11 protein-coding genes and 1 pseudogene are annotated in these 13069 nt (G+C 62.6%); 4 read left to right on the forward strand and 8 right to left on the reverse strand.

All coding sequences use genetic code 11. The annotated features are described in order from the left end of the window. Positions 1 to 45: 45 nt before the first annotated feature. From AC0QUY_RS24865 to AC0QUY_RS24880, 4 genes are all read right to left on the reverse strand, one after another. Complete coding sequence (locus AC0QUY_RS24865) at positions 46 to 402, reverse strand: Mth938-like domain-containing protein (RefSeq protein WP_475388847.1); 357 nt, start codon at positions 400 to 402, stop codon at positions 46 to 48. Between the two features lie 118 nt (positions 403 to 520). Further along, positions 521 to 1708: a 6-phosphofructokinase gene (locus AC0QUY_RS24870; RefSeq protein WP_475388849.1), complete on the reverse strand. Its 1188-nt coding sequence runs from the start codon at positions 1706 to 1708 to the stop codon at positions 521 to 523. Positions 1709 to 1729: 21 nt separating this feature from the next. Beyond that, positions 1730 to 2875 carry a fructose 1,6-bisphosphatase gene (locus tag AC0QUY_RS24875; protein WP_475388850.1) on the reverse strand — a complete coding sequence of 382 codons (1146 nt, stop codon included), beginning with the start codon at positions 2873 to 2875 and terminating at the stop codon, positions 1730 to 1732. Between the two features lie 279 nt (positions 2876 to 3154). Beyond that, on the reverse strand, positions 3155 to 3643 hold the full coding sequence (locus AC0QUY_RS24880; protein ID WP_475388851.1) for an MmcB family DNA repair protein: 489 nt from the start codon (positions 3641 to 3643) through the stop codon (positions 3155 to 3157). Between the two features lie 157 nt (positions 3644 to 3800). Between AC0QUY_RS24880 and AC0QUY_RS24885 the strand changes: the two genes are divergently transcribed. After that, on the forward strand, positions 3801 to 4922 hold the full coding sequence (locus tag AC0QUY_RS24885; protein ID WP_475388852.1) for a vWA domain-containing protein: 1122 nt from the start codon (positions 3801 to 3803) through the stop codon (positions 4920 to 4922). Positions 4923 to 5058: 136 nt separating this feature from the next. On the opposite strand, the gene AC0QUY_RS24890 is transcribed toward AC0QUY_RS24885, so the two are convergent. Then, positions 5059 to 5796 (reverse strand): RMD1 family protein, encoded by a 738-nt coding sequence (locus AC0QUY_RS24890; RefSeq protein ID WP_475388906.1) that lies wholly within the window; start codon positions 5794 to 5796, stop codon positions 5059 to 5061. Between the two features lie 264 nt (positions 5797 to 6060). Between AC0QUY_RS24890 and AC0QUY_RS24895 the strand changes: the two genes are divergently transcribed. Then, positions 6061 to 6741 (forward strand): MBL fold metallo-hydrolase, encoded by a 681-nt coding sequence (locus AC0QUY_RS24895; RefSeq protein WP_475388853.1) that lies wholly within the window; start codon positions 6061 to 6063, stop codon positions 6739 to 6741. A 35-nt stretch (positions 6742 to 6776) separates the two neighbouring features. On the opposite strand, the gene AC0QUY_RS24900 is transcribed toward AC0QUY_RS24895, so the two are convergent. Both AC0QUY_RS24900 and AC0QUY_RS24905 read right to left on the reverse strand, forming a co-directional pair. Next, positions 6777 to 7988 carry an extracellular catalytic domain type 1 short-chain-length polyhydroxyalkanoate depolymerase gene (locus AC0QUY_RS24900; RefSeq protein ID WP_475388854.1) on the reverse strand — a complete coding sequence of 404 codons (1212 nt, stop codon included), beginning with the start codon at positions 7986 to 7988 and terminating at the stop codon, positions 6777 to 6779. A 125-nt stretch (positions 7989 to 8113) separates the two neighbouring features. Beyond that, positions 8114 to 9519, reverse strand: a pseudogene (locus AC0QUY_RS24905) (MFS transporter). A gap of 406 nt (positions 9520 to 9925) precedes the next feature. Between AC0QUY_RS24905 and AC0QUY_RS24910 the strand changes: the two are divergent. Both AC0QUY_RS24910 and AC0QUY_RS24915 read left to right on the forward strand, forming a co-directional pair. Beyond that, positions 9926 to 10381 (forward strand): Lrp/AsnC family transcriptional regulator, encoded by a 456-nt coding sequence (locus AC0QUY_RS24910; RefSeq protein WP_475388856.1) that lies wholly within the window; start codon positions 9926 to 9928, stop codon positions 10379 to 10381. Positions 10382 to 10568: 187 nt separating this feature from the next. Continuing rightward, the gene (locus AC0QUY_RS24915; protein WP_475388857.1) at positions 10569 to 11810 is read left to right on the forward strand and encodes an LLM class flavin-dependent oxidoreductase; all 1242 of its coding nucleotides are present in this window, start codon (positions 10569 to 10571) and stop codon (positions 11808 to 11810) included. Positions 11811 to 12036: 226 nt separating this feature from the next. Here AC0QUY_RS24915 and AC0QUY_RS24920 read toward each other — a convergent pair whose 3' ends face one another. Further along, positions 12037 to 12849 carry a hypothetical protein gene (locus AC0QUY_RS24920; RefSeq protein ID WP_475388858.1) on the reverse strand — a complete coding sequence of 271 codons (813 nt, stop codon included), beginning with the start codon at positions 12847 to 12849 and terminating at the stop codon, positions 12037 to 12039. Between the last annotated feature and the right edge of the window lie 220 nt (positions 12850 to 13069).

Raw genomic sequence — 13069 nt, forward strand, 5'->3', positions numbered from 1 at the left:
TTTCACCGCTCCCGGGCTTTTGCTCGTGCGAGCGGCCGGCCCGATCTAGCAGGTGATGTGGAAGAGGCCGATCTTCTTTGCATGCGATTTGTTGAACGTATGAATCGCCTCAGGCGTCGGCTGCAACAGCACCGTGCAACCCTTTTTCGCAAAATACGTCTCAGCTTCCGGCGATAGGTGCACATTGCCCATCTGGCCCGAGCCAAGGATGAACTGCTCGCATCCGTCCTCGTAGACGAACTTCGCCTCGTCTTTCGAGAGGACATGCGAGGTGCCGTAGTACTTCTTCGACAGCTTCTTCTTCCGCCGTGCCACTTCGCCGGAGAGACGAATGATCACGTCGTGTTCATAGGTCTTTCCATCAATCGTGATGGTGCCGAATGTAGTGCGTTCGATCTCCATAGCCTGACTCCCTCATTCTCGGCACGAGGCCCTGATTGCGCGTCGGCAGATCCATCTGGCCGAGGGCTACTTCCGAGGCTCCTCCAGAGGAGACGTTCTTGGTGGTTACCACCTGTACCTATGACGCGCGGTTGAGAAAGATCGGCAGCCCTCGCTTATTGCCGTAGATGGGGCGGTAGCGCTCCGTGTTGTACGTGCTGGCGACGTCCAATTTGCGCGGCCCGAGCTTGGCGTCAGGGATGGGCACGAGGTCGTAGCGCCCCTCCACCAGCGCCGACATGAGGCCGGTCTTGCCTTCCAGGATGGCATCATAGGCCATGTTACCGAAAGTCAGGGCCACGAGCTTGTCTATGAAGTCCGGATTGCCAGATCGCAGGTCGTAGGTGAGGTCAGACGTGATCGTCTCCTCGCCGACGCGCCGCTTGATCTCGTCGGCGAACGATTCCGCCACGCTCGCCTTCTTGCGATGGCCGTAGGCATCGGGCTCGCCGTATTCCTGCACCTCGTAGCCCTGCCACGCGGCGCCCTCGCTGAGCACGACCAGCGCGTAGTTGCTTGGGTTGGCGCGCTTCTCCTCGACGAGCAACTGGATCAGCTTGTCGAGATCGAACTTGTACTCCGGTATGACGCACCGTATCGAGGTGGCGTACGCGGTGTAGAGCGCCGTAAATCCGGCATCGCGGCCAAAGACGCGGAAGATGCCGATGCGCTCGTGCGATCCGACAGTGGTGCGCTGCCGCTGGATGGCGTCGCTGGCGCGGGTGATCGCGGTCGAGAAGCCGATGCAGTACTCGGTGTTGCGGACGTCATTGTCCATGGTCTTCGGAATGGCGATGATTTTGACGCCGAGGTCGTTGAGCTTGGATGCGTAACTGAGCGTGTCGTCGCCGCCGATGGCGATCAGATGTTCGATGCCGAGCCCCGAGAGATTAGCCAGCACCTGGCCAGTAACGTCCCACGTCCTGGTTGCGATGCCGCCCTTGGTGCCGAGCGAGGCCGGAAAGTCCTGGCCTGCGAGATGATCTGGCAGCTTCTTCATCTTGGACGGATTGGTGCGGCTCGAGTGCAGCACGGTGCCGCCGCTGCGGTCTATGGTGCGCGTGTTGTCACGGTTCAGCGGGATGATGTAGTGGGACCTGGAGGCCGGGTCCTCGAGGTTCACATGCGTGAGGGCCTCCCAGCCACGGCGGAGGCCGACGACCTCGATGTCGTTCTCGCTGCCGCGATAGGTCACGCTCTTGATGACTGCGTTGAGGCCGGGAACGTCGCCGCCGCCCGTGAGAATGCCGATGCGCCTTTTTGCCATACCCACCTCGCAGACGATCCCTTACTCGGCCGCTTCCGGCTTCGGCTCCTTGCGCACCTCAAAGCGCTTCAGCAGTGAGGACACGGTGTCGCGGAAGCCACCATACTCCAGCTCGGAATAGGGCAGCATCGCGGCGCCGGACCAGCCCTGGCTGCGCATCTCGATTGCCTTGCGCTGGGCGCGCCGGCGGACCTCGTCCCACGCCGGGTTGTCGAAGAAATCGGTATAGGACTCCGCGAATCGGCCGTCCTTGTCGATCGAGAAGCCCGCGCAGGAAACGATCGGCAGGCAGTACATTCCCGTCACCGGTGTGTTGAGCGGCACAGGCATCAGCGGCATCACGTGCGAGCCGCGCGCATCGCCGCCTACGAAGTGCGCCTTCGCGAACGGCGAGACGATTTCTTCGGGCGCAGGGAAAATTCCCTGGTTCCTGACGATCGCGACCGGATCGTCCTTGCCGGTGTACTTGCCTGCGATCGCGTGAAGACGCTGCGCCGAAACGGCGACGGCGACCTCGCCATGGGTCCGGGAAACGATGCGATCAATGCCAAAGCGCTCATTGTCGCGGAGCAGTGCGACAATCTGGTAGCCATCCGCGGGCGCGTCGAGTTCGATCACGCTGTCGCCGGCCGTGTTGTCCATGTCGATGACATGGAAACGGAACCCCTTGATCATCGGCGGCAGCATCAGCCCGGCGCAATACATGGGATCGGCAAAGGCGAGATAGAGCGGCAGATTGTAGGCGCCGGGGCCGCATTTGTCGGCGGCGAACACCATGAAGGACTCCGCAGGTCTCGTGCCCGAGAGGCTGTGGTCGAAGCTGAGCTCGGCGACGCCCGGGCCGGCGCCGCGGACATTTCCGGACGGTGCGTCAACGAGAAGATCCTGGCCGGCGCCATAAAGCCCGGAGGTTTTCGCGACCGAGGTGGCCGCGAGGAACGCCTTCCAGGCAAGTTGATGCACCTCGGAGCTCCCTTCGCCCCGCGTGTGCGTCATGATGATCGCGATGTCGTCGCCGGTGTGGCAGACGAAGGCGTCGATCAGCAAGCCATCGCAGATCGCCTTCGCGACCTCGCCCTCGACAGCCGCCATCATCCGTGTAGACGGTTTGGTATGGCCGCCGACGGAGCCTATGTCAGCCTTGATGACCGAAAGGGTGAGCCTCATGAGCGTTTCCTCCGACCAGCGCAGCGCAGCGCCTCGGCGTCTGCGCTTGCTGCGCCGGGGCGACGGCGCTGCTCATTCGCGAAAAAGAACGTCGGAGGTTTCGTTAGGTTCCACAAATGCCCTTCTCGAAAAGCCAGGGTTGATCCGGCAGCCGGATCATCGATCACCATAAGAATCATGCCAGACGCGATAGGATAACCAGTTCATGCGCCCATTGGCTGAATCCAGCAGACACGCTCTCGGATTGCGGATTTTGCGCCGGCGAGGCCGCTTCGCAGTCTAAAACTCGCTATGCCCCTGCGGATCGACCAGGCGGTTGATGCGTTGGGCTGCCGCCATTGCAAACCGCACCGTCATCGATTTGCGCGTGGCCGCCGGCAAACGGTGCTCGGGCGCCTCGCACTGCAGATGGGCGCCATAGGCATCGGCGATGATCAGGCCGGTGCCTTCCGGAAAAATCTCGCAAGGCAGATCCTGCGTGAAGGCGAAGAACAGCCGGTCGCAATGCATCCGGTAGTCCTGCCATTTCTGGTCGGCGCGCAGATCTTCCACCGACGACTTGATCTCGACGATCCAGATTTCGCCGCGCTCGTTTAGCGCCACCAGATCGGCGCGCCGGCCCGACGGCAGCGGAAGTTCGCTGATGCAGGAAAATCCAAGCGATCGTAACAGCCGCGCGGTGCCGCGCGCGATCGCGAGCGCCGTCTCCGACTGGCGGCGATCCGGCGCGGGCACGAGGCTGATGTGGCGGGCGGGTGATGATTCCATGGCGCTCGAACCATAACCGATTTCGGACCGTCCAACAGTCGGACCAGCGCACCATCAGCCGCAATTTCGACCCCGGCCCGCCTTGTTTTCGGCCACAGCCCACCGCGAAGGCCGTGGAACCTGGGTTCCGAGGGGACGAAACATCTGGAGGAGATCCATGAAGTCACGCATCACCCTTCGCTCGCTCGCATTCGCTCTCGCCACCCTCCCTCTCTCTGCCGGCCTGTCGCAAGCCATCGCCAAACCCGCCGTCGAAGTCGCTTTCGTGCTGGATACCACCGGCTCGATGGGCGGCCTGATCGAAGGCGCCAAGCGCAAGATCTGGTCAATTGCCACAGCCGTCGTCGATTCCAATCCCGACGCCGACATCCGCATGGGCCTCGTCGCCTATCGCGACATCGGCGACGACTACGTCACCAAAAAGATCGACCTCACCACCGACATCCAGGATCTCTACGCCCACCTGCTCGAATTGAAGGCGCGCGGCGGCGGCGACTGGCCGGAGAGCGTCAACGAGGCGCTGGAGGTTGCCGTCAACAAGCTGCAGTGGACTAGCGGCGGCGATGTCAGGCGGATCGTGTTCCTGGTGGGCGATGCGCCGCCGCACATGGATTATGCGCAGGACACCAAATATCCGGTGACGCTGTCGGTGGCGAAGCAGAGGGACATCATCGTCAACGCGGTGCTGGCCGGCAACGCCCAGGACACCGCACGGATCTGGCGCGACATCGCCCAGAACGGCAACGGCCGCTTCATTCCGATCCCGCAGGACGGCGGCGAAGTGGTGCTGATCGAAACGCCGTTCGACGAGGAGATCATCATCCTGCAGCGCGAGATCAACGGCACCGTGATCCCCTACGGGCCGAAACACCTACAGAAACGTACCGAGGGCAAGACCAAGCAATTGTCCGACGTCGCCGCCGCCGCGCCGGCGCAGGCCTCGGAGATGGCAAGCTATCTCAACAAGCGCTCCAAGGTGACGTCGGAAGCCGTCACCGGCGACGGCGATCTCGTCGCCGACGTCACGGCCGGCCGCAGCAGGCTTTCGGCCATCAAGGAGGAAGACCTGCCCGACAATCTGCGCGCGCTGAAGCCCGAGCAGCGCGTGGACGAGGTCAACAAGCAGATGACCCAGCGCAAGGCGCTCAACGAAAAGCTTTCTGCACTGGTGGCGAAGCGTGACAAATACGTCGCCGACCAACGCGCCAAGGCAGCGCCGAAAACATCTTCGTTCGACCGCGTCGTCGAGGATACGCTGAAGGCGCAGATCAAGCGGTAGTATGACCTACCCGTCATTCCGGGGCTCGCGAAAGCGAGAACCCGGAATCTCGAGATTCCCCGGGGCGCAATTGCGCCCCTGAGGTCTGGTCCTTACGGACCATCCCGGAATGACCCATCTGCAATAACGGCCCCGCTCAGGTGTGCCGCCCCATGGCGAGTTGATAGATAGTCACCAGAACCTCGAACAGGATCAGGAGCACGATAATCACTTCGAGCCGCAGCGAGCGCCGCGTGTCGATGATATCGGTCAACACCTGGGCGCTCTCGGCGATCACGGCGAGCTTGCCGTTCAGCGATTCAGCGCGCTCCTTGAGTTCGTACTCGTCCTCCAGCCGGGCATACAGGCGCTCGAGATGCGGCTTGTCCCAGAGCACGTCGGGTTTCTCTTCCACTTCGACCGGCCCAGATACCCGATGCCGCACCAGAAGCGCGTTGCCGATATTTTGCAGGATCGAGCGACGGCTGCCGCGCATGCGCCCGCTCCGCGCCAGTTCCCGCGCGAACGGTTCGGTCGTATCAAAGACGCTGGCAACCTCGCGTTCGTGCCGCGCCAGAACGACGCTCTTCGCCAGCGCCTCACCGATCAGGATCAAGCGGTCGGGCGAAAGGCTCTGCAGGCAGATCGGGCCGCCGGGTGGAATCTGCTCTTCCTTTTCCGGAGCCAGCTCGATGATGGCGATTTCCTCGTCGCGTCGCGCGAGCTTGCCCGTCATCCGATGTTCCAGGCCGCGCAGGAACTCCTCCTCTTCCAGCGCATTCAGCCCGATCAGGACCACCACGCCATAGCGGAACAGAATCGCGACACCATTCGCATTGACGCGAAACGCAAGCGGTATCGTGGCGAGGACATCGCCGCGCTCGAGCCCCGACATATTCAGGCGCTCGCTGACGAAGAAGGCCCGGGCAGTAATACGGGGCCCGGCCAGCGGCGACGCAGAAGCTTGGCTGGTGGAAGTCTCGACTGTCGAAACCACGATGAACCCCCGGAACTGGCCGGCGGCGGCGCTATCCGGCAGCGCACGCCAAACTGTCAAACCACATGCAACCCTATCACGGAGCCGTGTGCATCACACGCCGGTAACACGATGATTACAAAGCCGTGTTGACCACTCTCCCGGGATGAATATGGTGCCCCCATGGACAACAAAACCGATACCCAGGACGAAAACCAAGCCAAGGCCGGCGCGATGATCGTGCCGGTGACGCTGTTCGAGCAGAACTGCACCATCATCTGGCAAGAGCCCTCCAAGAAGGCCGTGGTGATCGATCCTGGCGGGGATGTTCCCAGAATACTGGAAGCGATCAAGCAGACCGGCGTCACGGTCGAGAAGATCTGGCTGACGCACGGCCATATCGACCATGTCGGCGGCGCCGCCGAATTGCGCGACGCGCTGCAGGTGAAGATCGAGGGCCCGCATATCGCCGATAAATTCCTGCTCGACAACGTCGTCTCGAGCGGCGAACGCTTCGGCATGACCGGGGTGCGCAATTTCGGGCCCGACCGCTGGCTCGACGAAGGCGATCAGGTCTCGATCGGCGACCTCACCTTCGACATCCTGCACTGCCCCGGCCATTCACCGGGCAGCGTCGTGTTCTTCAACAAGGAATTGCGCTTCGCCCATGTCGGCGACGTCTTGTTCAACGGCTCGGTCGGGCGCACCGACCTGCCCGGCGGCAGCCACGCCACGCTGATCAATTCGATCAAGGAAAAGTTGCTGCCGCTCGGCGACGACGTCGGCTTCATCTGCGGCCATGGCGCCGGATCCAGCCTCGGCCAGGAGCGGCTGACCAATCCGTTCCTTACCGGCGAGATGTGAGCTGAAAATATCCGCCTGAAGGCCGTGATGCCGTGCTACTTCATCAATCCCGCGGCCGTCAGCGCGCGGGTGATGACGCCGCTGACATCGATGCCGCGGCGCTTCGGCTCGCGCGGCGCGGGCTTGGGCTGGCGAACCGGCTTGTGAGACCTCGACCAGAGCCTGGCGGCAAGGTCGGACGACTGCAGGGTTTCCGTGGCAGCCGATGCAACGACCTTCGGCGCCTGCGCCGGCTTGGCCGCTTCGCTGGCCGGGCTGACGCGTTCGGTCAGGCCGAAAAAATTGGCGATGTGATAGGACGAGGAAATCCCTGCCTCGATCAGGAACGCGCCCTCCGCGCCGTAACGCTCGTCACTGCCGGATAGCCCCAGCGGCGTGCCGTGGGCCATGTCGGTGATGGTGTAGGATTCGACAACGGTCTCGCCGTCGGCATTCCACCAGACTTCGCGCGGATGACCGTCGACATCGCCGATCGACATCGGCGCCGCCGGCAGACCGTGGACGTCGAGCCACTGCTTGATGATCTCGTTGGCGTTGCCCGGGTTCACCGTGCGGTCCGCGCTGCCGTGCCACACCGACACTTTCGGCCACGGCCCCTTGTGCTTGGAGGCCTTGCGCACGAGATCGCCAAGCTTGCCCGAGGGGCGTGACGTCGATTGCATCATGCCGCCGAGCGCTTCCCGGACATTGCTGGCGATGCCGAACGGCAGGCCTGCGATGATGGCCCCACCCGCGAACACTTCCGGATAGGTCGCCAGCATCACCGACGTCATGGCGCCGCCGGCGGAAAGCCCGGTCACATAGATGCGGCGCGAATCGAGTTTATGATCGGCGACGATGCGCGCGACCATCTGCCGGATCGACGCAGCCTCGCCGCGGCCGCGCGCGATGTCGCCCGGGTTGAACCAGTTGAAGCAGGTGTTGGCGTTGTTGGCCGCCTGCTGCTCGGGCATCAACAACGCAAAGCCGTAGCGTTTGGCGAGCGTCGACCAGCCGGTGCCGAAATCGTAACCGGTTGCGGTCTGGCCGCAGCCGTGCAGCACGACGACAAGGGCGCGCGCGGGCAACAATTGCTCCGGCACATACGCGAACATCTTGAGCGCACCGGGATTGGTGCCGAATCCTGAGATTTCGACCAGCGGACTTTCAGCTCCGGGCGATGCGCTTCGGCCATAGATTCCCAAGCCATTGAACCCGTTCAGCTTCGGGAAATGGCGCAAGAATTCGACGTTCTTGGCGAGAGACAACGACAGCTCCTGGGGCGATTGTTCTTAACTACTCTTCAAAGAACAGATAGTTGCTGCACCGCAAAATAAAAAGGCCGTGCACTGTCATTCCCCACAATCAAATTTTGGCAGGTGACGTTAATGTGTCATCCTGTGATCCGACGCATCCATGTCAGGAATGCGGCGCAGGCGAGGATCGACGCGACAAACAGCGCGACAGAAGCGAGCAATGCCAGCCGCGCCGAGTGCGCTGATTCGATCGCGAAGAATACCGCGCCGATCGCAGCCACGCCGGCGGCGTTTGCGATTTGCGCCGTCGTGCCGTACATGCCCGAGCCCGCACCGGCGCTGGCCGGTTTAACGCTCGACAGCACCGCGCCTGATAGCGGCGCCATGACAAGCCCCTGACCGTAACCGAAGACCGTCAGCACCAGCGCCAGCACGATGACGGAAGGCGCCTCGATCCATTCGACCGTAGCGACCAGAGCCGCCAGGCCGGCAATCTGCACCGCGCAGCCTTCGATCAGTACCAGCGTGCCGCGATGTTTGGTGCGCATTCCACCATGCCGTGCGGCGACCACGAAGGTCAGCGCCAGCGGCAGGAAGACCAGCCCCGCCTGCAGCGGCGGAATATGCAGCCCCTTCTGCATGTAGATCGTCATGACCAGGTAGAACGAGAGGTTGGCGAAGAAGAAAAAGAACACTGCGGCCAGCCCGCGCATGAACGTGGCATCCGACAGCAGCGCAAGATCAATCAGCGGCATACCGCCGCGGCGGGCGACCGCGCGCTCCAGCCGCAGGAAACCTGCGATGATGACAAGACCCGCCGCCATCACCAGCCAGACCCATGGCGACCACTGCATGTCATGGCCTGATAGCAGCGGACCGATCAGGCATAGCAGCCCAAGAAACAGCACGATGGCGCCTGATATGTCCAGCCGCGTGCCGGCCCGGCGCTGAAACGTCGGCATGATCCTGAAGGCGGCGGCAATGATGACGGCGCCGAAGGGCACGTTGACGAAAAACACCGCGCGCCAGCCGACGCCAGCGAGATCGAGCGTCACCGGGAGGCCGCCGAGCAGAAAACCGGCCGCGCCGGCCAGCCCAAGCACGATGCCGTGAATGCCGAAGGCGCGGCGCGCGAGGCATCGGCGAACAGGAGATGGATGGTGGCGAGCACCTGCGGCACCGTCAATGCCGCGGTCGCGCCCTGTGCCAGCCGCGCCACGATCAATTCAGGCCCGGATTGCGCCAGCCCGCACCACAGCGAGGTGACGGTGAAGCCCGCCACGCCCGCGATGAACACATTGCGCGTGCCGTAGATGTCGCCGAGCCGCCCACCGGTAATGACCAGCGTCGCATAGGCGATCAGATAGATCGCGATGACCGCCTCGATCTGCGGCGCGCTCGCGTGCAGCTCCGCTGCAATGGTTGGGATCGCGACGTTAACGATGAAGGCATCGACCCCGAACATGAATTGCGCCGCAACCACGGTCGCGAGCACCAACCAGCGGCGCGAAGTATCGACGGGAGTTGAGACGATCTGATGCATGAGAACGGCCTCGTCCGGGAATCTGCGCGGCGGATGATCTCAGCCTGCGGTCATGTCCGCGATTACCCCCGAGGTAAGCGATCACCCGTGCCCTGAACGCAGCTCCCGCGGCCTGCGACCAGGCAGCATCGGCGTTGCGAAGGATGCTTCATGTCTGCCGTTTCGAAATTGTGCCCGCCGCCCTCGCTGCAACTGGCGATCCTTCGGTGGTGAGGCGACCACACCGGGGATTGCGCTCTAAGCGTATATTTCGGAATTTTCAGATTTTTCCGTTTTTGTTGGTGGTTTTACCGATACATTCCGGACTTCATTCGAGAAAAGGGCCGGAAAAGTCCGTGAAAGCTTTTGCAGGCGCTCGGCGGCCGGTCTAATTCCGTAAGACTTCCGAAATTCCTGGCGAGGGCTGATGGCGAAACTAGACGACACCGACCGGCAACTGCTGATGCTGCTGCAGGAGGACGACCGTCAGGCGTTGGCTGTTCTCAGCGAGAAGATCGGCGTCGCGGTTTCCACCATCAACGACCGCATCAAGCGGCTGGTTCGAACCGGCATGATTTCCGGTTTTCACGCCCGCATCGCACCGGAGGCGATCGGACTCGATCTGCTCGCCTTCATCATGGTGAGCTGGAGCAATCCGAAGGTCGAAGCGGTTTTCCTGGAACGGGTGAAGGCCTCGCCCGACGTGCTGGAGTGCCATCACATCACCGGCGCCTGGAATTATCTCATGAAGGTGCGCGTCAGCACCACGCGCGATCTCGAACGGTTTCTCACTGAAACCATCAAGGCCGTGGATGGCGTGGAGCGAACCGAGACACTGATCACGCTGTCGACGGCGAAGGAGACATGGAGCGTCCGCGTTTAGCGCGTGACTCGCACTGCGCCTGTTTGATTGAGCCTCAGGAACGGGAATTCCGGGCGACGGCATGTCGGCCGGGCCGCGCGACAACCATGCACTGGCCGCGGGCTTGCAGCATTGCCTTGCCCCTGCCCACCCCGTAGGTTTGCTGCCGAGCCAATCCAAAGAACAATAATTTCGGAGAGCAAACCCCATGGCACGTCTGAAATTCGGAGCCTTTCTCGCCCCGCATCATCCGATCGGCGAGAATCCGCTGCTCCAGTTCCGCCGCGACCTCGATTTCGTCGAGCAGATCGACACGCTTGGTTACGACGAGTTCTGGTGCGGCGAGCACCATTCCTCGGGCTGGGAAATGATCGCTTCGCCGGAAATGTTTTTGGCGGCGGCCGGCGAGCGCACCAAGCGCATCAAGCTCGGCACCGGCGTGGTCTCGCTGCCCTATCATCACCCCTACAATGTCGCGCAGCGCATGGTGCAGCTCGACTGGATGACCGGCGGCCGTGCCATTTTCGGCTCGGGGCCCGGCGCGCTCGCCTCCGACGCGCACACGCTCGGCATCGACCCGATGACGCAGCGTGACCGCCAGGACGAAGCGATTGCGATCATCCGCCGCCTGTTCAAGGGCGAGCGCGTCACCGCCAAGAGCGACTGGTTCACCATGCAGGACGCCGCGCTGCAGTTGCTGCCGCTGCAGGAAGACATGCCGTTCGTCGTGGCGTCGCAGATCTCGCCCTCGGGCATGACGCTGGCCGGCAAATACGGCATCGGCATCATCTCGCTCGGCTCGATGTCCACGCAGGGACTGATGGCGCTGCCGACGCAATGGGGCTTTGCCGAGGATGCCGCCAGGAAGGCCGGCACCACGGTGAGCCGTTCCGACTGGCGCGTGCTCTTGAGCTGGCACATCGCCGAGACACGCGAGCAGGCACAGCGCGAGGCCGGCGCCGGCCTGATGCGCTGGCACAATGAATATAATGTCCGCACGCTGCAGCGGCCGGGGCTGGAGCCGTTCACCTCGCCCGAGGATGCGATCGAGAAAACGGCCGGCGGCGAAAATGCCGCCTCCACCATCGGCACGCCGGACGACCTGGTCAAGACCATCAAGAACCTGATGCACGTCTCGGGCGGCGTCGGCGCCATCATCGGCTTCGTGCATGACTGGGCCAATCCGGAAAATACCCGGCGAAGCTGGGACATGGTCGCCCGCTACGTCATCCCGGAGATCAACGGCTACGTCGCCAAGCTGCGCGAGTCGCAGAAATTCCTGATCGAGAACCGCGCGGTGTTCGAGCGCGCAGGTCAGGCCGTGATGGCCAAGATCATGGAGAACGAAAAGGCGGCTGCGGCGCTTGCCCATACCGGCCCGGGACGGGTCGCGATTCCGACCATCAACGCGCCGGATTTGCAGAAGGAAGCGGCGAAGCGCAAGGCGTGATGTTTCTCGTTAGGGTCGGCGAGACTTATCCCTGTCATTGCGAGCCAACGGGTCGCGCGAACGCGCGCCCGATGACAGGCTCCGCGAAGCAATCCATTCCTCAACTCGGGGATAGATGGATTGCTTCGTCGCCTCAGCGCAAAATTGCTTTGCAATTTTGTCGCGAGCTCCTCGCAATGACGGGGGTGCCAGCTCTGCCCTATTGCGGCACCGGAAGCAGCGCCCCCTACTTCCCGTAATATTCCTGCACGGTGTCCCACGCGATATTCTGCAGGAACGCTACGGTTTGTCCGTCGAGACCGGCGAGATGGGCGTTGCCGACCGGCGAGCGGCCGGTGAGCGCGGCAAAGACCACACAGGAGGCGAGATAAGTGCCGGCCAGGCTCGGATGGCGCTTGTCGGCGGCGTACAGATTGATCTCGGGTTGCTTGTCGAGCGCTTTCGCAAAGGCGAGGCCGGCCGGGATCACCAGCGCGTTGTTCGCATTGCCTGCGATCGTATAAGCCTCGGCGAGTTGCGCCGTCATTTCCGGCTTGTCGGCATAGGCCCAGGACATGAAGAACACCGGCCTAGTGCCCTTGGCGCGAACGATCTCGCTGCTCTTTTTGGCAAACTCGGTGAATACCGACTTGAGCGTCGGATGGATCGGGCACTGGCTGCAATCCATCATGATGGCGACGTCGAACAATTTATCGAGCTTGTTGAAGACGACGTTGTTCTGCTCGTCGAAGGAATAGGAGCCGATCGCCTTTGGACGGAGATAGCTTTCGACATCATGCCAGTCGATGCCGGAGCCACTGATGGTGACCGAGGTGGCGCGGTAGGCCTGCTTGTTGGTGGCGTCGGCGGCCCGCTGCATCGCCAGCACGTGGCTGTGCATGCTGTTGTTGTAGTAGAAGAAGCTGTTGCCGATGAAGATTTCAGTTTTGGGAAAATCCGGCCCCAGCGTTTTGACCAAAGGTTTGGTCTGGGCCTGCGCCAGAGAATTTCCGCCCAGCGCGACCAGCGCAAGCACGAGCAACCCAAGCATCCGCGGCATGTCTACCCCCCTGCCCAATTGATTTTGGAGCACCCTAGCACACGCTCGCGGCTTTGTGACGCGACTTGGCTGATCTACGGCTGGCGCCGACAGCCGCGCGCTTTGCCGCATGGAAACAAGGAGTTATTTGCCGGACCAGGCTAAACCCGCGCCGTGCACGCCCATATTTAATGCCGCGACAAAGCCACCGACACGGAGGATAATCTTTGCGATTTTCGCA

The organism is Bradyrhizobium sp. WYCCWR15520 (genome assembly GCF_056174665.1).